General features: G+C 46.9%; 15 protein-coding genes and 1 rRNA gene. 15 read left to right on the plus strand and 1 reads right to left on the minus strand.

The window, feature by feature from the left end; translation table 11 throughout:
• Position 1 precedes the first annotated feature (1 nt).
• The 5 genes from AB4Z50_RS01415 to AB4Z50_RS01435 all read left to right on the plus strand — a co-directional run bounded on the left by AB4Z50_RS01415 (position 2) and on the right by AB4Z50_RS01435 (position 8,550).
• Positions 2-1,852: a DUF2264 domain-containing protein gene (locus AB4Z50_RS01415; protein ID WP_441874817.1), complete on the plus strand. Its 1,851-nt coding sequence runs from the start codon at positions 2-4 to the stop codon at positions 1,850-1,852.
• A gap of 9 nt (positions 1,853-1,861) precedes the next feature.
• A complete protein-coding gene (locus AB4Z50_RS01420) occupies positions 1,862-2,977 on the plus strand; it encodes a glycoside hydrolase family 88 protein (RefSeq protein ID WP_441874852.1) in 1,116 nt (371 codons plus the stop codon).
• A gap of 290 nt (positions 2,978-3,267) precedes the next feature.
• Positions 3,268-4,221, plus strand: coding sequence for a hypothetical protein (locus AB4Z50_RS01425; protein WP_441874819.1), 954 nt, complete (start codon positions 3,268-3,270; stop codon positions 4,219-4,221).
• Positions 4,222-4,252: 31 nt separating this feature from the next.
• Entirely contained in the window at positions 4,253-8,038 is a 3,786-nt protein-coding gene (locus tag AB4Z50_RS01430) for an S-layer homology domain-containing protein (RefSeq protein WP_441874820.1), read from the plus strand.
• Positions 8,039-8,334: 296 nt separating this feature from the next.
• A complete protein-coding gene (locus tag AB4Z50_RS01435; protein ID WP_076266151.1) occupies positions 8,335-8,550 on the plus strand; it encodes a hypothetical protein in 216 nt (71 codons plus the stop codon).
• Between the two features lie 64 nt (positions 8,551-8,614).
• On the opposite strand, the gene AB4Z50_RS01440 is transcribed toward AB4Z50_RS01435, so the two are convergent.
• Positions 8,615-9,583 carry a sugar phosphate isomerase/epimerase family protein gene (locus AB4Z50_RS01440; protein ID WP_076266150.1) on the minus strand — a complete coding sequence of 323 codons (969 nt, stop codon included), beginning with the start codon at positions 9,581-9,583 and terminating at the stop codon, positions 8,615-8,617.
• A gap of 309 nt (positions 9,584-9,892) precedes the next feature.
• On the opposite strand from AB4Z50_RS01440, the gene AB4Z50_RS01445 reads away from it, so the two are divergent.
• The 10 genes from AB4Z50_RS01445 to AB4Z50_RS01490 form a co-directional block, all read left to right on the plus strand.
• A complete protein-coding gene (locus AB4Z50_RS01445) occupies positions 9,893-11,008 on the plus strand; it encodes a S1C family serine protease (protein WP_441874821.1) in 1,116 nt (371 codons plus the stop codon).
• A gap of 56 nt (positions 11,009-11,064) precedes the next feature.
• Positions 11,065-12,990, plus strand: a complete 1,926-nt coding sequence (locus tag AB4Z50_RS01450) for a stalk domain-containing protein (RefSeq protein ID WP_441874822.1) — start codon at positions 11,065-11,067, stop codon at positions 12,988-12,990.
• Positions 12,991-13,154: 164 nt separating this feature from the next.
• The gene (locus AB4Z50_RS01455) at positions 13,155-15,686 is read left to right on the plus strand and encodes a U32 family peptidase (protein WP_339205313.1); all 2,532 of its coding nucleotides are present in this window, start codon (positions 13,155-13,157) and stop codon (positions 15,684-15,686) included.
• 140 nt (positions 15,687-15,826) lie between these two features.
• A complete protein-coding gene (locus AB4Z50_RS01460) occupies positions 15,827-16,402 on the plus strand; it encodes an RNA polymerase sigma factor (RefSeq protein ID WP_441874823.1) in 576 nt (191 codons plus the stop codon).
• Positions 16,386-16,727 carry a hypothetical protein gene (locus tag AB4Z50_RS01465; protein ID WP_339205311.1) on the plus strand — a complete coding sequence of 114 codons (342 nt, stop codon included), beginning with the start codon at positions 16,386-16,388 and terminating at the stop codon, positions 16,725-16,727. Before AB4Z50_RS01460 ends, AB4Z50_RS01465 begins: the two co-directional genes overlap by 17 nt.
• Complete coding sequence (locus AB4Z50_RS01470; protein ID WP_441874825.1) at positions 16,724-18,196, plus strand: hypothetical protein; 1,473 nt, start codon at positions 16,724-16,726, stop codon at positions 18,194-18,196. Before AB4Z50_RS01465 ends, AB4Z50_RS01470 begins: the two co-directional genes overlap by 4 nt.
• 89 nt (positions 18,197-18,285) lie before the next feature.
• Complete coding sequence (locus AB4Z50_RS01475; RefSeq protein WP_441874827.1) at positions 18,286-18,981, plus strand: heptaprenylglyceryl phosphate synthase; 696 nt, start codon at positions 18,286-18,288, stop codon at positions 18,979-18,981.
• 234 nt (positions 18,982-19,215) lie between these two features.
• Positions 19,216-21,615 carry a DNA helicase PcrA gene (gene pcrA, locus AB4Z50_RS01480; protein WP_441874829.1) on the plus strand — a complete coding sequence of 800 codons (2,400 nt, stop codon included), beginning with the start codon at positions 19,216-19,218 and terminating at the stop codon, positions 21,613-21,615.
• Positions 21,616-21,678: 63 nt separating this feature from the next.
• Positions 21,679-23,679, plus strand: coding sequence for an NAD-dependent DNA ligase LigA (gene ligA, locus AB4Z50_RS01485; RefSeq protein WP_441874854.1), 2,001 nt, complete (start codon positions 21,679-21,681; stop codon positions 23,677-23,679).
• Between the two features lie 419 nt (positions 23,680-24,098).
• Positions 24,099-24,342, plus strand: a 16S ribosomal RNA gene (locus AB4Z50_RS01490); the annotation flags it as partial.

Consider the following 24,342-nt stretch of genomic DNA (forward strand, 5'->3'; position numbering starts at 1 on the left):
CATGGCAGCAACGAGAGTTTTAGATCAGGTGAGATTACAATCGAAAACAGATTTGCAGCAAGCGGTTAACGAGGCCTTTGAACCGTTGAAGGAGCGATTCACTCCCGGGTACGCTGGTTTGGATCTCGGTGCGACAGGAGCGATTCATAGTGAGGCTATTGCCTTGATGGAAGCTTTTGCGCGTCCATTATGGGGACTGGTTCCGCATGCCTGCGGCGGGGGAGAATCAGATCTGTGGCCGATGTATGTACAGGGCATCATTCACGGAACCGATCCGGATCATGAGGAGTATTGGGGTCATTTCGGAACGAAAGATCAGAGAATGGTAGAGCAATCTATTCTTGGCTTAGGACTCGCGCTTGCTCCCCATAAAATATGGGAACCGCTAACTGACAAGCAAAAAGACAATGTATACCGCTGGCTTAATCAAATAAATCTCGTTGATCGATCCAATCCGAATAACTGGCTGATGTTTACGGTACTAGTGAATGTGGGCTTCCAAAAAGTAGGTTTGCCGCACGATCAAGACATAATGGACAACTACCTAGGCACTATTGATTCCTATTACTTAAGCGACGGCTGGTATTCGGATGGGAAGACGGATCAGCGGGACTATTATATTCCGTTCGCCATGCATTATTATGGACTCCTCTATGCCAAGCTGATGGAGCACGAGGATGCGGAGCGGGCTGCGCGTTACCGTGAGCGCGCAAGCCTATTCGCTCAGGATTTCATACATTGGTTTGCTGAGGATGGAAGCAGCATCCCATTCGGGCGCAGCCTCACGTATCGTTTTGCACAAGTTTCTTTCTGGAGTGCGTTAGTATTTGCGGATGTGCTGCCTTTCTCCATGGGAGTGATGAAAGGCATTATTATGCGCCATTTGCGTTGGTGGTTCTCACAGCCGATCTTTACGCCTGATGGCTTGCTAAGTATCGGATATGCTTATCCGAATTTACTGATGGGCGAAGGCTATAATGCGCCAGGATCTCCTTATTGGTCGTATAAAGCATTTCTTATTTTAGCTTTGCCGGATGAGCATCCCTTCTGGCAGGCAGAGGAAGAGGCATTGCCTGAGCTCAAGCCGCTTGTCGCTCAGCCGCATGCACGTATGACCATTAGCCGTCCGGAAGGACATAAGCATGTCATTGCCTATGGCTCAGGTCAAATGGCTAACTTCGATATGTCGCATAGCGCGGCAAAATATTCGAAATTCGCCTACTCGACTTTATTCGGCTTCAGTGTGCCAAAAGGTTACTACGGGCTTACGCAGGGGGCATATGATTCGACGCTTGCGCTAAGTGAATGTGATGAGCATTATCGTGTCCGGCGATTTTGTGAGGAGTTTCGAATTCAGGAGCAATCGGTCTACTCCCGCTGGCTGCCTTGGGCAAATGTGGAGGTACAGACATGGATTATCCCGGGGGGCTTGTGGCATGTTCGTGTTCATCGAATCAAGGCTGAGCGCGAGCTTGATGTCGCCGAGGGCGGATTTGCGGTTCAGACGTTGGCAGGTGACGCAAAGGATCAAGCGGTTGTCCTAACGGCAACCGGAGGCGTGCTGGCAAAAATGCCAGACGGGATGAGCGGAATGATTAACATTTCCGGCTTCGAGCAAGCGATGATGGTTTATCCAGAGGCGAATACGAATGTGCTTAAGCCTCGAACGATGATACCGACGCTAACCGCTCGTTTGACACAAGGTGAGCATATACTCATATCCGCTGTCTTTGGTGCGACGAACAGCAAAGGGAACGAGCTGGAGTGGTTAAACCCTCCTAGTGTTGAGCGGGATAGCTCAGGGAATATGATAATCGGAAATATACTTCATAATGACATTCTTCTGGGGTGATAAATAGTGATGTGGCAAACAGCAATTGACGATGCGATAGTTAAAGTGAAGCAAAATATAGGTAAACATCCAGGCAAGCTGCCGCATATTTCGGAGGGGCAGCGTTATGAGTGGGGAGAGAATGATGACTGGATCGAAGGCTTTTATATTGGCATGATGTGGCTTGCCTATGAATCTAGTGAAGATGTTTTCTATAAGGAAGCAGCGAAGTCCTTTTTACCGAACTTTAAAGACCGGCTTGATCGCCATGTGGCGCTCGATCATCATGATATTGGTTTCCTATATTCGTTGTCAGCCGTTGCGGAGTGGCGAGTGACAGGAAGCGAAGAGGCCCGGATGGTGGCGCTTGAAGCTGCTGAAAGGCTCTATTCACGCTGGCGGCCGAGGATAGGGATCATTCAAGCCTGGGGCAAAGAGGATGACCCGGAAAACGGGGGACGAATGATCATTGATTGTTTAATGAATCTTCCACTGTTGTTCTGGGCTTACGAACAGACCGGCGAACAAAAATATTATGATATTGCCTATAAACATGCTTGTGCCAGTCAAAAATTTCTGGTTCGTGGCGACCGATCATCGTATCATACGTTTTATTTCGATCCTAAGACAGGTCATGCGCTTCGAGGCGGGACTCATCAAGGTTATGAGGATGGCTCGACTTGGACAAGAGGGCAAGCCTGGGGCATTTATGGATTTGCACTCGCATATCGCTATACAAAGGATGCCGCTTTTTTGGAGACGTCCAAACGGCTGGCTCATTACTTTATTGAGCATTTGCCCGAGGATCATGTCGCTTATTGGGATTTTGATGTACCGATGGAATGGGATACGCCTCGTGACAGCTCAGCATCGGCTATTGCCGTTTGCGGCATGTTGGAGCTGATGGAGCTGCTTGCTGAAGGGGATGCTGACCTTGCTATATTCGAGAAGGCCATTCATAGCAGCATGAATTCATTAGTTCAGCATTATGCAACAACAGATCTTCCGAATGCGGAGGGGCTGCTGAAGCACGGCTCTTATCATGTGCGGGGCGATCGTGCGCCGGATGATTATATGATTTGGGGCGATTATTATTATTTAGAAGCGTTAATTCGCATGAACAAAGGCATTAAAGGGTATTGGTAGCCTATGTAGAAGCTTAGAAACAAGCTTAGCTGAATGATCTTGTCCGTCCCTATAAGAAGAGGCTGTCACTTTAGGTTTATAACCTTTAGCGGCAGTCTCTTTTCTGTGTAGGGAGTCAAGATTCATCTGCATCGCTAGTTTGGCAAAGCGGTTTAGCTGCATTTTTAGCAATAGGTAAAAATTATACGATATCAGTCAAATCTGTTCATTATAGCGAAGTTTGGTTTCTGTCTATAATAGTACAAAGTTTAATTGTAAGTGCTTACATAGAAGGAGGAGGCAAGGACAACGTGAAAGGGAAAAAGCTGTTATTCGTCGTATGCAGCATGCTTATTGTACTTATTGCTGGAGCATTATCGCTGGGTAACATGCCTGCTCTAAACCCTGCGGATAAGACTGCGTTTACTATCGATAATTACGATGTTTCGGAAAGTGAATTTCAAGCTTTTTTACAAAGCAACAAGGCTTTAACGACAAGTTATTTCAAGCGAACCTACAATGCCGATTATGACAAGGATTTTTGGGCAGCATCTTTCAACGGTGAAAACCCGCTGGAGTATTCGAAGCAAAAAGCTATGGATGAGCTTGTGAAGGTGAAAATGGAGCAAATCATTTTGAAGGAGAATGGTATCCTCAGTGACATTTCTTACGAAGCGTTCTTGAAGAGCTATGATCAAGAAAATAAGGATAGAGCAAAAAAAGCAGCTAACAATCAGCCTATTTACGGCCCCAAGAAGTATGGGAAAGCAGAGTTCTACTCCTATTATCAAAGCATGAACGTTCAGAAGCTCCTCGATAAATGGACGAAGGAAGCGCAACGTACGCTGCCCGATCAAGAGCTTAAACTTTATTATGACAAGGTGAAGCAGCAGTATTTTCACAAAGGGTATGAATTCGATTACGAGAAAATTTCCTTGGATAGCAAAGCGGGTATGAAGGAGCAACTGACATTGAATTTGGCGGAAACCTCCAAAGAGGATACATTATCGCAAAATCTTTACACCCTATTTCTTGGCCTCTCGGAAGGCGAGTATAGCGATATCGATCAATCAGGCGAGGGAATGTATAGGTATAGGCTTCTAGCAAAGCGAGATAAAGGCATGGAAAAGTATGAGGATGTTAAGAACGCCGTCATTCAACTGCATGTGCAGGAGCGGCTAGAAGAAGAAGTGAGCAAGCGTTTGAAACAGACAACGATTGAATTTAATAAGGAGGTGTTTCCTAAAATAACGTTCATGTCGTAAGTCTATCAAAAATAATAGGAGGATGATTTTTTTGAAGCATTATATGCAGCAAAAGCTTGTATCCATGGTTCTATTAGTCGCACTCTTAACGACAATAGCGATTCCCGCTGTTTCAGCACAGGAAACGGGCGTAGCGCTGGAGGACTTGCAGCCGCTTGCTATAGCAGAGCAGTCGGTAACAGGCTCGACATATTATGTCAGCAATGAGGGCAATGACAATAATGATGGCAAATCGGAGGATCAAGCTTGGGCATCGCTAGAGAAGGTTAATAGCGTAGGCTGGAAGCCTGGCGATCGCATTTTATTCAAGGCTGGCGATGTATGGAATGGCTCATTGAAGCTAAGAGGAATATCAGGTACCAAGGAAGCACCGATCATCTTCGATAAATATGGCAGTGATGATCCTTCAGTAAGACCGATCATTAACGGCAATGGAACAACAACGACTGAGAAATCAGCTATTATTCAAAATTATACTGGCGTGAAGGATAAAACATTATCCGCTACGATCGACGTTGTGGACGGCAGCTACCTGCAGTTTCACAACTTTGAATTAACGAATAAAAACCCTGACGTTGTCTCGCAGCGGGCAGGCATTAACATTAGAACAGCTTCAACCAATGTAACGGAATGGGAAGCTAACCCGCACCGAGGAATCGTAGTGAAGAACAACTATATCCACGATGTCGATGGCAACCCTACAGGCTGGAAGGTAGGCAGCGGCGGCATTCTGATCCTTGGCAATATTGAGGATGTGCTCGTTGAAGGAAATACGGTGGAGCGGGTCGATATTGAAGGCATTCGAAATGCGGGTCTTTACCGAGAAGGCGATACGAAAGCCAATTTCCCGAGAGTTCTGCGAAATGTAGTGTTCAATAATAACTATGTTGCCGATGTGCAGGGTGACGGCTTCGTTATGAGCAACGTGGGCAGCAACGGCAGAATGGAATATAATACGGTCGTCAGGCATTCGGCGAAAAATGTAGGCAACGTCAATTATGCCGGTCTATGGGTCATTGGCGTGAAGGATATGGTCATTCAATACAATGAAGTGTATGGCGGTATTTATGGCTACAATGATGGGCAGGCCTTTGACGTAGATATGTTTTGCGAAGGAACTCTCTATCAATATAACTACAGCCACAGCAACCGTGGTGGATTCATATTATTTATGAGCGGCTCAACAAACTCTCTCGTTCGCTATAATATTAGTGTAAATGATGGAGATGGTCGATATATATTCCATTATCTTCCTACTACACTTGGAGATGCTCCATTAATTCATAACAATACTTTCTTTACGGATGCGCAGGTGCAGACGAAGCTGATCAGCGATCCTGGAAAATACTTAAGAATGTACAATAATATCTTTTACTCCAAGGCTAATACAACGATTGGACAAGACCGCTTTGCTGGCGGCGAAGTGAAAAATAATATTTTTTATCCGGGCAGCGAGTACAAGGATTTGAAGCTGACTGGATTATCATTGGATCAAAACATGTTTGCAAGTCCGCAATTCGCAAGAGCGGGTGAAGAGCCAAAAGATATCATTAATGCGAGCCAAAGCACATTTGATGTAGAGAAATTGAACGGATACAAATTGCTGCCAGGCTCACCGGCAATCGATGCAGGGATGGATATGACAGCATTGACGCCATCGGTATGGGCTCCTGCAACAAAAGACTTCTTTAATAATGCGATCACATCTGCTGCTAAAGTGGATATTGGAGCGCATGAATATTCGGATGATGCGCCAAGCGAGCAGGCACCAGAGGTAATGCCGCAAACGATTGTCATTGACAAACCTGTGCTGGAGCTTCATGCAAAGCATAGAGGCGAGAAGATGACGGCTTCGGTTGGTCCAGACAACGCATGGTTTAAAGGAATCAAATGGTCGAGCAGCAATCCTGCAGTGGCCGCCATTAATGCGCAAGGATTTGTATCCCCGCTGCTTGAGGGTGAAACGATCATTACAGCTGAAAGCACTATTAATCCGAATGTGAAAGCTGAAGCGCGAGTCATTGTTCATGCGCCTTCAAAGGTTGTATCCTACCTTGTTGCTTCAGACGGAACGGAGTTATCGGAGGAGAAGACTACGCTGCAGCTAAGAATTGACGGCGTGACAGAGGATCAAAATGYGATTGAATATGCGGATTATCATCAAGTAGAATATGCAACGAATAATGAGAATGTCGTTGTAGACTCGTTGACAGGCAAGCTTGAGGTGATCGGCGATCTAACAGGTGTCACTGAGGTTGAGGTTTCTGCTAAGGTGCAGGAATACAAGGACTTGGTCTACTCGGAGAGCTTCGAGAACGGCTGGAATGACTTCCTGCCAGAGACCGGTACGAGTATTACGACGGGCAGCATTTCGGATAAGGTTGCTTATCATGGTGATCAAAGTGCGCTATTTGTTGTTGGAAACGGCAGCAATGCCATACAAAAGGTGTTTGGCGGCAAGCAGCAGGGCGTCGTATCGATGATGCTTTATGATGACGGCTCCGAAAGCTCGAAGACTCGGGTTGTCGCGCATGTCGGAAATGCAAGAAGCAGCCTGCTTGCAGGCATGGGCTTATTGTATGACGGCGGCACCTATGGGTCGCTGGAGTATTATTCAGTAAGGGCAAGCGGATCTTCAACCTCATGGGAAGCCACTCCGGTGAAACGAAGCGTCGGATGGCATGAACTGAAGTGGGATTACACATCAGGTACAGATTTAAAGATGTATATCGATGGGCAATTGGTGAAAACAACGACAGCGATTGCAAGCTTCGACAGAATCGTACTCGGTTATTTATGGGATAGTGCAAATGGACGTACATTTGCTTTCGACAATATTAAATATTCTTCGACGGGTGAATTAGTTTCATTACCGACAAAAGCGCTGACTCTTCACGTAAAACAACCAGAGCCAGAGGCGCCAGCATGGGAAAACGCAGTAGTGACCGCTTCGAATGTGACGCAGACGGGAGTAACCTTAAACTGGACACCGGCTGTCGATGCGCCAAGCATCACAGAATATGCCATTTACAAGGATGGCGTCAAACTGGCGAGCGTTGCAGGCAGTGTGTATAGCTACCAAGTAAGCGGACTATCTGCGGATACGTCTTACACGTTCAAGATTGAAGCGGGCAACGCAGGCGGCAAGTGGAGTGAGGATGGCCCAAGCGTTATCGTGAAAACGAACGTGGATACATCATCACCCGGTGGTACACCTGGAGGCGGAACAACCAATCCTGATCCGGTGAATCCAGGTGGAAAAGATCCTGAGAAACCGACAACGGACATTGTACTAACGGACATCGAAGGACACTGGGCATCGGATGCCATACAGCAAGCGATTAAGCTTAAATTTATTAATGGCTATACGGACAATTCCTTCCGTCCAAATGCAAGTGTAACGCGCGGAGAATTTGCTGCAATGCTGGCAAGAGCTCTGCATCTAGAAGAAAAAGGCGACGCTGATTTTGCAGATATCGACATGATTCCTGCATGGGCAAGACCTTATATTGCGAGTGTAGTGAACGCAGGTATCGCAAGCGGGTTCGAGGATAATACGTATCGTCCGGCTCAAGCGATTACGCGCACAGAGGTGGCAGCTATGATCGTCCGTGCGAAGAAGCTGCCTCTAGAGAACAATGCCGAGCTATCGTTTAAAGATGCTGATCAAATCCCAAATTGGGCAAAACCTTATGTGGCAGCAGCATTCAAAGCGGGACTACTTCAAGGCAGAGATGGCGGCATATTCGCTCCTGCGGATCAGGCAACAAGGGCAGAAGCGGTGACTTTAATTTTAGCATTGCTGACTAGCAAGTAGCTCGTTAGGGATCGGGAAGAGTGAAATACTTCCCGATTCTTTTTTTAGTTATTTTATTATTTCATCAAGAGCGTAGGTTCATTCAGCACCGTCAAAATGCTGTTATAGATCTTGGTAGAGATGGACAATTTATAGATGAGGGCTTATTAGTGAATGCCGGCTCTAAGCTAAAGATTCATTTTTTTTAGGAAATCGTGACAAACTTGTTACGAATGAAGATTCGGACTTGCGCCTTGAGCCACAAAAAGCTAACATATAGTAAAATAGGTTACGTGCGAAAAAAAGGAGGTCCCTTCATGTTTTTGGCAGAAGCAGCAGCTCAAACAGCAAGTAAAATTGGAACTTTCGATTGGTTTATGTTGGCCTTTACCGTATTGATCGCAATCGGACTGGTTCGACTACTGACCGCTCGTCCGAAGAAAAACATTTTTGCAATCGGTTTTACAACCGTTTCACTCGCATTGTTTTTGTTGATTGATTTCATTATGATCACAAAGGTTTGGATGGCGTAACAGCATACATAGAAAAAAGGTCTGCCGGACAAGTCCGGCAGACCTTTTTCTTTATTGCTAGAAGTTAAACCCACCACATCTCGCCAAGCGGCTCGCGGATAAGAATTTGTTGAAGATTTTGAACAGCTTTTGTGAAGCCTTCATCAACGGACATTAAGCCGTCTTCATGCTCGATGCTCACAACATAGTCGTAGCCGACTAGACGAAGCGCGCTAAGGATGTCTGCCCATGTTTTGAGGTCATGGCCATAACCAACTGTACGGAACTGCCAAGCACGGTCAAGCATAAGGGCATACGATTGCATGTCCGTTACGCCGTGGTGATTTACGTTAATCGGATCGATTGTCGTATCCTTAGCATGGAAGTGATGGATAGCTCCAGCGCGTCCAAGGATATGTACCGCTTGAACAGGGTCAATTCCTTGCCACCACATGTGGCTTGGATCTAGGTTGGCGCCGATTGCATTGCCAGCCGCTTCGCGAAGGCGAAGCATAGTAGCCGGGCTGTGAACGGAGAAACCGCCATGCAGCTCAAGGCCCATCTTCACACCGCTAGCTGTAGCAAGCTTGCCGATCTCAGACCAATATGGAATAACTTTTGCTTCCCATTGCCAGTTCAAAATTTCTTGGAAATCGTTTGGCCAAGGAGCAACCGGCCAGTTCGGATATTTTGCATCCTCGTGATCGCCAGGGCAGCCAGAGAAAGTATTTACAACGGAAACTTCAAGACGGTTAGCAAGTTCAATCGTTTTACGAATAACTTCATCATGCTCAGACGAAATGGCTTTCTGAGGGTGCAATGGGTTACCGTGGCAGCTAAGTGCGCTGATCATCAAACCACGTGATTCTACCGCATGTTTAAACGCTTTCAGTTTTCCTTCATCCGCAAGCAAACCATCAAGGTCGCAGTGTGCGTTTCCAGGGTATCCGCCAGTTCCGATTTCAATGGCATCAAGTCCTTTGGATGCGATGTAGTCAAGTGCTTCCTCGAACGGCTTTTGTGCAAAAAGTACGCTAAATACTCCTAATTTCATTTATTCATTTACCTCCCGAATCCATCGATATGGATTGATTTAGTAGTCCCGTCTAGTATAACACTTCTATTCTCAGAACACATAACCGAAATCATATTTGACAAAATCGCATAATAACTAAACAAAACAAGCGCAGTACGAGGAATCGAGATTAATATTTAGTATTTTTTTGGGAGAACAATTCTATCGATTTTCATTGTTGTATATGGGAAATTATGCTATATTACAACGGATTACTACTATTTCATGCATCATAGTTTCTTCATTAAGAGATTGGTATGCATGAACAAAAATTAGGAGAGTGGCTTCATGAAAAGCAGCTTGCTACGTGTCTGCAGCTTCATTGTATTAGGAGCGATTGTTGCAGCAGGAACGGTATGGGGTGCTGGTGCAAGCAACACAGCTACACATACGCTAAATGCTGCGAAAATTAATGGCGAGGTTTATGTCAAAGCAAGCTCATTAACAAGCTCGCTAGGCGGAACGGGTACGTTTGATTCCAAGACAAACACGTATGCGTATACGCCAGTCGATATCCCATCGGTTGTAAAGAAGGTATCGCCTTCCGTCGTCGCGATTATCGGTAAGCCGAAGGATATCGGCTCAGCCGATCCAAGGTATGCATTGGCGCATGGAACCGGCGTTATTATTCGTACAGATGGCTGGATCGTGACGAATGCGCATGTTGTTGAGGATATGACCAATCTGGTTGTCGTTACAGCAGACGGAAAGAAATACGATGCAGAACGCACGCATCACGATGAGGCAAGTGATCTGGCATTAGTTAAGATTAAGGCATCGAAGCTCCCAATCGCGAAGCTTGCCCCGTCACCGCTTAAGGTTCAAGTAGGCGAGACGGTAGTAGCCATCGGCACACCTGTATCGTTCTCCCTTCGCAATACGGCAACAAGTGGTATCCTGAGCGGCATGAATCGGAGTGTTTCTTCGGCATACAACCTGCTCCAAACGGATGCATCGATAAATCCAGGCAACAGCGGTGGGCCGCTTGTTAACATGAAAGGCGAGGTCATCGRCATTAATTCTTTAAAGTTTGTAGAGGTAGGAGTCGATAATCTCGGATTCTCTATTCCTGCGGATACCGTGCAGTACGTAACGAGTCATTTTTTCAAATACGGACATGTGAAACGCGCCTCGCTTGGCCTTGGACTTGAGGAAAGCTGGTCTGCGCTTATCGGAATCCCGACCTCCGACCCGTTAACAGTCAAATCGGTGACATCGGCAGCCGCCAAAAAAGCAGGTATCCAAGCTGGCGATTTGCTTTATAAAGTTGCAGGCAAGCAAGTATCCGCAAAGGTGGAGCTTAATGAGCTGCTAAAAAGTTATTTGCCGGGTCAACAAGTGGAGGTAATGCTGCAGATCGACGGTGACCTTGTTACCCGCAAGCTGACATTAGTAGAAGGTTAGGCGGCAGAGTTAAATTAAGATCAAAGTTATTATTTAATTATAAGGGGATATAGATGATGAGATTAAATATGTTTAAAAGAATGTTAACCATGCTTTTGCCGGTTTTGCTTGTTTTAGCGATGTTGCCGGTAGCTGCATTCGCAGCAGAGGCAGACAATAAGGTTGAAGTACGCTTGAAGGCGGGCAGCAAAACGGTCAAAATTAATGGGAAAGCTACTACGGTAGAGGCTCCTTTTGTAAGCAACGGAACAACGATGGTTCCGCTAAAAGTCATTACAAATGCTTTTGGTGCAGGACTTAAATTGGAAAACGGCAATGTGATCACACTTACTTACAATGACCGCAAGATTGTTTTAACTTTTGGCAGCAAAACAGTAAAAGTGAACGGTGCAGCCAAAGCAGTAGCAGTTGCTCCAGTTGCAGTTAAAGGCTCAACAATGGTGCCGCTGCGCGTTATTGTAGAAGCTTTTGGCGCAAAAATTACAGCTGACAATGCGACTAAAGAAACCATTATTATTGGTGTACGTGCACAATCGTCCGGTACGGGCGGCACTTCTATTGATTCCGAATTTGGTAAAACAAAAATTGGTGACAGCTACCATGGCTGGTCATTAAATTATCCAGCAGGCTTGATTCAAGTGGATCAAAGCGATAACGGCGAATTTATTACTTGGGCAGATACTGCCGATGATTCCAAGGTTGCTGCGCAAGTGAATGTGATTACGGAACGTGTAGGCGATGACAAGCTGTCTGTCGAAGAGCAGAGAGAGCTTATGATTTCCTATTATGATCAAGATGAGATTACAGTAGACAAACGCACGATCACTGTAGGCGGTTTAACCTTCGAGAAGGTGATAAGCTACGCTAAACAAACAAAAATGAACTACGAGTATCGCGGTATTCAAAAAGGCGATAAGTATTACATTGTTATTGTAGGTGCTAAGGGTGCGAATAAGTCAGTTTTGACTAGCTATGATACATTCTTAAATAGCTTTACTCCTTCTTTTAATACAGCAGATAAATCGCTTAAGGATGTTACGAAGGTAAAAGATGGCGTAATCACCTTCAAAGACGAGGATTATGGGCTAACGGTTAAGCTTCCAACGGATTGGAACAAAGATTATGAGAGCACGACACCATCGTTCCAAAACGATAAGGAACTTTTCTTCTTTTCTCTCACTTCATTAACAGCAGGCGTTACGATGGACAATTGGGCACAAAAGAGGGAAGCGAGAATTCGTGAGGATTTTGTTAACTCCAGTGTTCGCAATTTCGTTACAACACCGGTAACTTTGATTGATGGCAAGGCGGTAGCGCTAAGCTATGAGCTTTCGTTAGGTGAGGACGCATGGTTTACCTATAATGAGATTGCTTTATTTTCAGGAAATTACCGTTATTCATTAGTTTATATGTATCCTACCGCTAATAGCGCGAAGAGCAAGCTTACGTACAACCAAGTTTTGGCTTCGGTCGATATTGATACTGCTTTAATTGAGAAAACATTTGGCAATGTTGAGGAAAGTTATGATTTGGCTGATCGCAGCACAAAAACAACAAAACGCAGCTCTACGTATGGTTATTCTATTGAACTCCCAACCTACTGGTATGGTATTCAGAAAAACTTTAACGAAGATGATGTTTTGTATACGTTTAGTGCAGGCAGCTTAAATATTTTTGAGTCGGATACAGCAGCGGCGACCGTTGTGAATTCGCTTTTGCAATATGTGAATTCAGCTGAAGGCAGCGCGMAGGGAAGTACGACGAAGCAATCTAATACGGTTACGATTAATGGAAAAACGGCACAGCATGTCGTTATCCATACATCCAAGCCACAAGATGATATTCCGTATACAGAAGAGTTTTATATTTTTGACTCTGCACAAGGAACTATGGTATTTAGCTTAAACTATTACGATGTGCGTGCTTCAGACAGCAACCTCAAAATCATTAACGACGCAGTGCAATCGATTCGTTTTAATTAGTAGAAGGCCGGTTCCCTTATTTGGGAATCGGTCTTTTTTTCATTTAAATGAGGCGTCAACCGTGAAAGCTTGCGCGATGCCAGTATTGTGTAGTGGTATAGATGTCCGTGGTTTGTTAAGATAGTGGAAGCAGGTTTCAAGAATGAGAGGGATTGATAGTTAAAATGACAGATACAATAATGAGATCGGACATAGAGCTGCTGGCTCCGGCTGGCGATTGGGATTGCATGAGAGCGGCTGTTGCAAATGGCGCGGATGCGATATTTTTTGGCGTGGAGAAATTTAATGCCCGCGCACGCGCGAACAATTTCCGCAGTGAGGAACTGCCGGAAATTATGGCATTTTTGCATACGTACGGGGTAAAAGGTTTTCTCACATTTAATATTCTCGTATTCGAGGATGAGCTGAGAGACGCGCAGAAGTTAATCGAAATGTGTATCGATGCAGGCGTGGACGCGGTAATCGTACAGGATTTGGGACTAGTGAAGCTGATTCGGGAGCTGTCGCCAGACTTTCCAATTCACGGCTCTACACAAATGACGATCACATCGCCAGAGGCTGTCGAGTTTACGAAGCCGTTTGGTCTTGAGCGGGTCGTGCTAGGCCGCGAAAATAATTTGAAGCAAATTCGTACCATTGGCGAGCAAGCAAAGCTGCCAATGGAGGTATTCGTGCACGGTGCGCTATGCGTATCGTATTCGGGCCAGTGTCTCACGTCCGAGATGTGGGGCGGACGCTCGGCCAATCGCGGTGAATGCGCGCAGGCTTGCCGGCTGCCGTATGATTTGATGGTCGATGGCGAGGTACAGCCGATGGGAGACATTGCGTATTTGCTGTCGCCGAAGGATTTGGCGGCGATTGATATTGTGCCGGAGCTCATCCAAGCGGGCGTAACCTCGTTCAAAATTGAAGGGCGGCTTAAGAGCCCGGAGTATGTTGCGAATGTCGTGAGCAAGTATCGGCGCGCGATCGATAAATATTTTGACGGCGATTTGTCGAAGCCGTCTGTGGAGGATGTGCGTGAGCTGCAGCAAAGCTTCTCGCGCGGCTTCACGCATGGTTTCCTGTCGGGAACAAACAACAAGATGCTTGTTGAGGGTACGTTCCCGAAAAGCCGCGGTGTCTACCTCGGCCGAGTAGAGCGCATTATGCGCGATGCGGTTACGCTGAAGATCGAAGCGCCGCTTAAGCGCGGAGATGGCATTGTGTTTGATGCAGGCGACCCAACGAAAAAGGAAGAGGGCGGCCGCGTTTACGATATTCGCCGTCAAGGCGTGAAAATCGAGGGCGAAGCGCAGGAAGGCATATTGATCGAGCTGGTAGCTGGACGCAATGATGTTGATTTGCGCAAGGTTCATGTAGGCGATCGTGTGTGGAAAACGAACGATCCGGCGCTGGACAGACGCCTCAGAGCTTCTTTTGAAACAGAAAAGCCATATCGCGTATTCCCGCTTCATGTTCGAGTGACGGGCGCGCTTGGCCAGCCGATGCGTACCTGGTGGACAGATGTGCAGAAGGGGACGACGGTTGAAGTCGCGTCAGAGATTGATTTGGAGCAGGCACAGAAGCGTCCGATGGACGCAGCGCTGCTTGAGGATCAACTGGGCCGTCTGGGCGGCACGGTTTATCAGCTTGAGAAGCTCGAGGTAGAGCTGCAAGGCGATTTGATCGTACCGATCCGTGAACTGAACAGACTGCGCCGTGAAGCGGTCGAGCTGCTTGCAGGCGAGCGTCCGAAGCCGCCTGTTTATGTGAAGAATGCAATTTACGCAAGCGAGGACGCTGTTTTGGCTGATGTAGCGAAAAAAGATATTTTGGCTCCTCAGAGCGGAAAAGATGCAAACTTGATCGCACTATGCCGCACCTTGGAGCAGGTGCAGGCAGCAGTCAAAACCGACGTCGCTTATGTATACGCTGATTTTGAATTTATTAAACAATTCCCTGCAGCGGTAGCCGCTGCCCGTGAAGCAGGCAAACCGATTGCTCTGGCTACGCCGCGCATTCACATGCCTGGCGAAAATGGCTACCATGCGAATATATTGAAGCTGCAGCCCGATGCCGTACTTGTTCGGAACACTGGAGCGCTTTATTACTACTTGCGCGCCCGTGCAGCTAATCCGGACAAGCCATTTCCTAAGCTGATTGGCGATTTCTCACTGAACGTAGCCAATCATAAGGCAGTGAAGCTGTTTACCGAGGTTGGTCTTGATCTGATTACACCGTCGTATGATTTGAATATTCAGCAGATGGTTGATTTGCTGGAAAGCTCAGATACTTCGATGCTGGAAATGGTTATCCATCAGCATTTGCCGATGTTTCACACGGAGCATTGCGTATATTGCACTTTTATGAGTGAAGGAACTGACTTCACAAACTGCGGACGTCCTTGTGAGGAGAAGCGTGCTTCCCTGCAGGATCGTATTGGCATGGCGCATCCTGTTCGCGTAGACGAAGGCTGTCGCAACACCGTGTACAATGCAATCGAGCAATCGGGTGCTGAGTACATTCGCAATTTTGTAGGAATGGGCGTATCCAATTTCCGTGTCGAGTTTCTAGAAGAAACGCCGGAGAAAGTGCTTGAAGTGTTGTCTCTTTACCGTGATGCGCTTGATGGCCGTATTAGCGGCACGCAAGTATGGCGCAGCCTGAAAGCCATTAACCAGCTTGGCGTTACGCGTGGTCAACTGGTCAAATAAATCTAACAAATTTCAAGCGATACCGTCTTCTCTGCGAATGGGAGGACGGTATTTTTTTGCTGTGAAATTTTATAAAGGCGGATTTGCAACCTTTTGTGCTTCAAACCGCATCTTTACTTATAGAGAGAGCAGGTGAATGGATGAGTGCGGAGCAACAAGCGATTGAACGACTGAAAGACGGTGACGGCTCCGCCCTGAAGTGGCTGATGGAGCAGTATGGCAACGATATTTTGCGGACAGCCGCCTTGCTGCTGAAGGATCATCACTTGGCAGAGGATGTGAGCCAGGAGGTATTTATAACTGCTTTTCAAAAAATAAAACAATACCGCGGCGATGGAAGCCTGCGCGGCTGGCTGCTGCAAATGACGATTAATCGCTGCCGCAGCAAGATGCGGCTCGCTTCATGGAAAAGGCTGCTGTTTCGAGCGGAAACAGGAGAAGAAATGAGCGTACATAACATGATGTTTAAAGCGCCGACCGATGCGGGAGTTGAACAATGGCTGCTGGCCTCATCGCTTCGTGAATCCATTGAGGTGATGCCTTTCAAATATCGTGAGGTCATCGTTCTTTATTATTATCAAGAGCTGACCATTAAAGAAATCGCGCAGGTGCTCGGTGAGCCGGAAAGTACCATTAAGAGTAAGCTGCTGCGAGGACGGCGACAGCTTAGGCAGCAATTAGAGGAAGGAGACTGGCAGGATGAAACAAGAGCATGATACAAAAAGCATTCGTGAAAATTTGGATATAGAGCTGGCGGGTGTTCAGTTCACTGAACAGCTTCAAAAGACTGTTTTAGACCGAGCATGCCCTCCTTCATTTTGGAATCGGGAGCTGCGTATACCTGGGATTGCTGTCGTTTTAGTCCTATGCATGTGTATCGCTGTACCCGTAATCGGCTGGCAGCGTTTAACTTCATCCGTATATTCTCCGCAAACGATGGATGCCAAGCCCCAGCCTGAAAGCAGCGATCGGTTAATTATGATTGCAGGCGGCGTTTATTATGAATCAGAGCTGCTTGAAGGGTGGCCGAAGGAAAAATGATACGAATGAAAGTGAAAACGATGGCAATGCTACTCGCTTTTCTTATGATTGTAGCGGGAGCTTGTTATTTTCTAATTCCCTTTTTCCTTTTTCATACGGAGAAATACGATGTTTTGTGGAAGTGGTTTCCTAGAACCGAGAGCGCGGAATCTGCACTTTTATTAGCGTCTGAGGCGTCCGAGCTGGTTACGGATTCGAACGGCGACGATCATATATTTATTTTCCCGAGCAGCAGCTCCTCCAGCGGAGGAGAACGAACGGCTGAGGAACGTATGCGCGAGATAAACCGGCTCGAACATTTGGTGGAGCAATATTCAACGTCGTCATATATTTATGGGGTTAAATTTAATTTGGGCAAGCTTTATATGTGGAACAAGGAGTGGGATAAAGCAGAACGGCTTTTTGCAGAGCTTGACGCAAATGTGAATACCGGTACATTCCATGCGGATGAGGAGCTGCGAACCTATCAAGCGATTTTGAGTACAAGAACGGCGATACCTGATAAGCAGGCTGCTATAACAGGGAAAGTTAAGATTGGCGAAAAACCGGCTGCGAATGTGTTTGTTATATTGCACCGCAAGGATGCAAGCGGATGGAGTACGCCGCCTTATCTTCATTACCCGGTAGCCATTACAGATGAGCATGGTGTTTATCGTTTTTATGACGTGGATGCTAATGAGTATGAGGTTGGAGTCGGTGTCACGCCTGCTGAGGTAAATGGATATTACTTAACGCAGTCTGACCGAGAGTATGTGAGCGCTCTAGAAGGCAAAACAGAAACATACGATTTTCAATTTGTACCGCAAGTAAGTGTTATATCACCAGTTAATAAAGAACAGCTGACCGGGGATAAATTGTTATTCGAATRGAATGCCTATCCGGGTGCGGATTACTATACACTTTCGATAACGTCCATTTTCCGCATGAAAGATGGGAATACTGTTGGCGCTAATACGGTACAGCTCTCGGATGAGCGCTTTAAAGGAACGACAGCGGAGTACAGCTTGAAGGAATTGAGAGGAAATACGCTGGGATTTGGCAAAAGCATGGACTCGGGAGGAAATGTTGCTTTGTCTAATATTGGAGTGCTTGGCGCGGTTTATCCTGGGGGGGATTTCATATGGTCAGTTGATGCTTATGATGCGGGCGGGCGCAAAATATCGAGCTCTAGCGGCTATTACACAGCTCTAATCCAGAAAACCCCGTTTTTCACGATGCCAGAGGAAGGGATGCTTGCTGGAGACAGGCTGGTCATTAAAGGGGAATATGAGGAGGCCATCGCGTCTTACAAGTTAGAAGGGGATAACGATGACGCACTGCGTCCGCTAGCTAGACTGATTTATTACGGCATTACGAAGGCAGACGGCGATCCAGCAGAAGCCTTGACTTATTTAGAGCGGGTTAGAGTTCCCAATGCTAGCGACAAGGACCTGATGAAGCAAATGAAAGAGGAGCTTGAAGAAAAGTAACTGTTTGACACGGATTTCTCGCTGACATAGCATAGAAGGAAAGCAATTATGCGACAATTGATTTATGACAAAGCGAGGCGTGATCATTCATGAATGAGGTTTGGTTTTCAAGCTGGAGGCATGTATTTAAGCTCGACCCTGATCGAGAAATTTCCGATGAGCAGCTTGACGCGATTTGTACCTCGGGTACAGATGCGATTATTGTCGGAGGCTCCAGCGGCGTTACTTTTGAGAATACAGTGGATCTTATGGCACGAATTCGCAGGTATGCGGTGGACTGTGCATTGGAGGTTTCTACTTTAGAGGGAGCGGTTCCCGGCTTCGACGGCTATTTTGTACCGCTTGTCCTTAATACGAGCAGAGCAGAGTGGATTAACGGACGGCAAACCGAGGGGCTAATAGAATATGGCTCCTTCGTTCCTTGGGAGGAAACAGCGGCGCAAGGCTATATCATTTTGAATGAAGAGGCTACTGCTGCAAAAGTTACGGGTGCGCAAACGGAGCTGACAGAAGCAGAGCTCACCGCACATGTGCGAATGGCTGATCGGTTGATGCGCCTGCCGGTTGTTTATTTGGAATATAGCGGACGATTCGGCGATATGCAGCTGGTGAAGCGGGCAAGAATGACAGCCACGCAARCACGGGTATTTTATGGCGGCGGAATTGACAATGCAGACAAAGCTCGTCAAGCGGCTGAAGCTGCTCATACCGTCGTTGTAGGAAACATTATATACAGTGATCTTGAAGCAGCGTTATCGACAGTGGCAGCTGTTAAGAATGTCTGATTTGTTCCTGTTTTGCCTATATCCATGGTCTCAATGAAAAAAAGCATTCGCTGTATCTGATCCTGTTGCACATAGGTGACAATGGGACAGAACGGCAGATGCTTTTATTTGTTTATAGCGTTGACATACTTTCTGTCATAATTCAAGCTAATTCCTATATTCTCAAATTGACACAGCGGTAGCCGTTGTCTACACTGGTGAGAGGCGAACATATGCGAACAAAGGAGTCTGAGCATGTTGAATTATATGAGTATCGAGCAGGCGGTACAGAAGCTGAACCCGCCGCAGCGTGATGCTGTTCAAGCGACTGACGGGCCGCTTTTGATTATGGCAGGAGCGGGCAGCGGCAAGACTCGCGTTCTGACACATCGAATTGCTTACTTAATAGAAAAGAAGCGTGTGGCGCCATGGAGTATTTTGGCCATCACCTTTACGAATAAAGCATCACGAGAGATGCAGGACCGGGTCAGTGCGCTTGTTGGACCATCAGGGCGGGACATTTGGGTATCTACCTTCCACTCCATGTGCGTGCGTATCCTCAGAAGAGATATCGATCGGATCGGTTTTACATCCAGCTTCTCAATTTTGGACTCTTCGGACCAGTTGTCGGTTATCCGCGGCTGTATGAAGGACATGAACATCGATACGAAGAAGGTTGAGCCGAAAGCGGTTCAAGCTGCAATAAGCGGAGCGAAAAATGAGCTGATCACGCCGGAGCAATTCGAGCAAAAGGTCGGCGACTATTTTGAGGGCATCGTTGCCCAAGTGTTTACGAAATACCAGAAAAAGCTGAGAAGCAATAACTCACTTGATTTTGATGATCTTATTATGATGACGATTCAGCTGTTTAAAGATGTACCAGAGGTGCTTGAATTTTATCAGAACAAGTTCAGATACATTCATGTGGATGAGTATCAGGATACGAACAGAGCACAATATATGCTGACCCGCATGCTTGCGGATAAACATCATAATATATGCGTAGTAGGTGACAGCGATCAGTCCATCTACCGCTGGCGTGGAGCTGACATTACGAACATCTTGAATTTTGAGGGCGATTATCCAGAGGCGCGGACGATCATGCTGGAGCAAAACTATCGTTCAACAGCAAATATTCTCGATGCAGCAAACGCGGTTATTAAGCTGAATACAGGGCGCAAGCCGAAGAAGTTATGGACGGATCAAGGCGCGGGCGATCTCATTGCACTCTATCAGGCAGATACTGAACATGATGAAGGATATTTTGTAACTGGGGAAATTCGCAAAAATGTGAATAACGGCTATAAATTTGCCAATCATGCGATATTATACCGTACCAATGCTCAGTCGCGGGTGATAGAGGAAATTTTGATTAAATCGGATATTCCTTATCAAATCGTTGGCGGCATTAAGTTCTACGATCGCAAAGAGATTAAGGACTTGCTCGGATATTTGAAGCTCGTTTCCAACCCGGATGACGATATAAGCTTGGTGCGTATCATTAATGTGCCGAAGCGGGGGATTGGGGATACAACGGTTGGCAAGCTTGCGGATGAAGCTGCGAGAAGAGGCACTTCCATTTACCGTGTATTGAACAACCTCGGCGAGGTTGAGGTGAATGCTCGGACACGGACGCTATTGCGCGAGTTTTATGAGATTATCGACAATCTTACAAGGATGGTTGAATATCTATCGGTAACGGAGCTTACAGAGAAGGTGCTGGAGCTGTCGCAGTACCGGATGGAGCTGCATCAAGAGAACACGCTGGAGTCGAAGGCGCGTCTTGAGAATATCGATGAGTTTCTGTCGGTGACGATGGATTTTGAGAAGCGCAATGAGGATCGGACGCTCGTGGCGTTCCTAACTGATTTGGCACTCATAGCCGACATCGATTCCTTGAACAAGGATGAAGAAGAAGYAGAGAAGAATAAAGATGCGATCACGCTGATGACCATGCATAGTGCTAAGGGACTTGAGTTCCCTGTCGTTTTCATTATCGGCATGGAAGAGAGCGTATTTCCGCATAGCCGTGCTCTTGCTGATAATGAAGAKCTTGAAGAGGAGCGGCGCCTTGCATATGTAGGGATTACCCGCGCGGAGAAGCGGCTTTATCTGACATGTGCGAGGATGCGGACTTTGTTTGGCCGTACGAGCAGCAACATGCCTTCGCGTTTCCTGCAGGAAATACCAGAGAGCGTAAGAGAAGGCGCTTCTAGCGGCAGCGGCGGTTATTCACGTGGAAGCGTGGGCACTCGCAGCGGCGTTAGCGTCACGGGCGGTACTGGTGCGGCTGCGCAAGGCGCGAGCCGCGGGTTTGCCGGTCGCGCGCCAGCTGGCGGTGCGCCCGGTGCAGGCAGCCGTTCCCCAGGTATGGGGGGAACGGGCCCGGCCGCGATGGGCGGCAGAGGAGGCGGCGTGCGTGTCAGCACGCCGCTGCAGGAAGCCGCTCGGGCGGCTCAGGGGAGCAGCGCGGCGGGCGATGCTGCGCCTGGAACATTTGCGTCAGGCGACCGCGTGTCGCATGGCAAATGGGGAATTGGCGTTATCGTCTCCGTCAAAGGGACGGGCAAGGATATGGAGCTTAACATCGCATTCCCGGCTCCGGTTGGTATCAAGCGATTGCTTGCCGGCTTTGCCCCGATAACAAAAGTATAAGGTTGATCAGCCATTTTTGACGATTAGAAGGAGGAGCCTTCCGTGAACGCTCAATTAGAGAGAATGCAGCAGCTTGTTGCGATCATTGCAGAGCATAATTATCGCTACTACACGCTTGATCAGCCTACAATAAATGATACGGATTATGACAAGCTCTATGATGAGCTTGTCGCTTTGGAGAAGGAAACGGGCGTGCTTTTGCCTGAGTCGCCGACACAGCGAGTAGGCGGCGATTTGCTCAAAGGTTTTGAGCCGTACAAACACCGTGCTCGTTTATGGAGTTTGGATAAAGCTCAAAATACGGAAGACTTGCTTTCGTGGAATACAAGATTGCTTAAAGCAGTCGCCGATTATAATGCAAAACATCCGGAAGAAGAGCCTTTGCCGCAGCCTACTTATGTCGTTGAGCTGAAGTTTGACGGCTTGACCCTGAATCTGACCTACGAGGATGGACAGCTGGTTCAAGCAGCTACGCGCGGAAACGGTGCGATTGGCGAAGGGATATTGCAGCAGGTTCGAACGATACGTTCTGTTCCGCTCACAATTCCATGGGCTGATGGTATTGTTGAAGTGCAGGGAGAAGGCATTATGCAGCTTTCGGTGCTCGCCAAATATAATGAAACGGCAGCTGAACCGCTCAAAAATGCACGGAATGCCGCAGCAGGCGCACTGCGCAATCTTAATCCGCGGGTTACAGCCGAGCGGAAGCTGAACGCATTTTTCTATAATGTCGGCTACGCTGACGGAGTTTCTTTTGCAGATCATCATGAAATGCAGAAGTTTCTGAACGACAACCGCTTTAAGGTGAATCCATATGTAACGTATCAAAATACGATCGAAGAGGTTCAAGAAGAGCTGCTGCGTGTAACAGAAAAACGGGAGCAGCTGGATTTCCTCATTGATGGTGCTGTAATCAAGGTTGTAGATATGCGGACGCGGGAAGCACTCGGTTATACGGATAAATTCCCTCGCTGGGCGGTTGCCTTTAAGTTCGAAGCGGAGGAAGCAGCAACAGTACTCGAAGCCGTGTCTTGGGAGGTTGGCCGTACCGGCAAAATAACCCCAGTCGCGCGCGTCGAGGCTGTTGAGCTCGCTGGTGTTACTGTACAAAACTGTACGCTCAATAATATTGGCGATATTGAACGCAAAAACCTCAAGTTCGCACTAGGGACACTCGTTACGATTCGCCGCTCAAATGATGTTATTCCAGAAATATTGGGCAAGGCCGATGATGTGCCTGGTGAAGAAATTGTGTTTCCAACGGTATGTCCATCATGCGGAACGGAGCTCGAGCAGCGGGGAGCTCACCTATTCTGCAATAATAAGCTGGGCTGCCAGCCGCAAATTATCGGCCGGATCACTCATTTCGCGTCTCGGGATGCAATGGATATCGATACGTTCAGCGTCATGACAGCAGAACAGCTATACAAAGATTGCGGAGTACGTGATCCTGCTGATTTGTACGCACTTACTTACGATGATCTGATTGGACTCGAACGATTCGGTGAGAAGAAGGCGCTCAAGCTGCTTGCCGCATTTGAAAAATCCAAGGATAGAGAGCTGGCGTCATTCTTATTTGCTCTTGGCATTCCGAACACGGGCAAAGCAACAACGAAAATGCTGGCTGATCATTATGGAAATCTAGATGCTATTATGCAGGCGGAAGCTGCAGAACTTATTACGCTTCCGGATGTTGGCGGTATTGTTGCTGAGAGCATCGTTGGATTTTTTCAAGATCCCATTATTATTGCGAGTATTGCCAGAATGCGCGAGCTAGGTGTGAAAGCTGAAGCGGAACAGCAGCTGGTTGCGAGAAATGATAGTGTATTCAGCGGGAAGACAGTCGTACTTACAGGTACGCTGCCGACGATGTCTAGGGATGAAGCTGCGAAGCTGCTCGAAGCTTGCGGAGCCAAAATCTCGGGCAGCGTATCTAAGAAAACAGATTTTGTTGTAGCTGGCGAAAGCGCAGGAAGCAAGCTGACGAAAGCTCGTGAGCTTGGTATTACTGTTATAGAAGAGGAAGCTGAGTTATTGCGCCTTTTGGGTGAAACCGTTATATAGTAATAAGACGTCATTCAAAGCATTGTTTTGAATGCTTTAATAAGAAGGAGCTGTCCCTTAAGGTTATAGACCTTGAGGAATAGTTCCTTTTGTTTTTAGTTAAATGATGATGGATTACTATCCATAAATCAGAATAATGAGTGCGTTAAAATAAATTGTAATTGTCATTTTTTTCAACTTGTATTCTGTTTGCGTAAGTGATATATTATTTCTTGTCGCTTCTGAGACATGGACAAACAATTGAATGACTCACAAACATTTGTGAAACAAACGGTTGACAACGTTGGACGAAGATGATAATATCATTTCTTGTCACGACAAAATGTGACAAACAAGTTCTTTGAAAACTGAACAAATGGATCACGTCGATCCGATAATGTTTTAAAATAGCTAGTTAAGTATTGAGCAAGTCAAACACCAATTTGGAGAGTTTGATCCTGGCTCAGGACGAACGCTGGCGGCGTGCCTAATACATGCAAGTCGAGCGGAGTTGATGRGGTGCTTGCACCTCTGATGCTTAGCGGCGGACGGGTGAGTAACACGTGGGTAACCTGCCTATAAGACTGGGATAACATTCGGAAACGAATGCTAATACCGGATACGCGATWTGGTCGCATGAYYGAATCGGGAAAGATGGAGCAATCTATCACTTATAGATGGACC

Origin of the sequence: Paenibacillus sp. 2TAB26, from assembly GCF_052115145.1 — a bacterium.
GTDB lineage: Bacteria > Bacillota > Bacilli > Paenibacillales > Paenibacillaceae > Pristimantibacillus.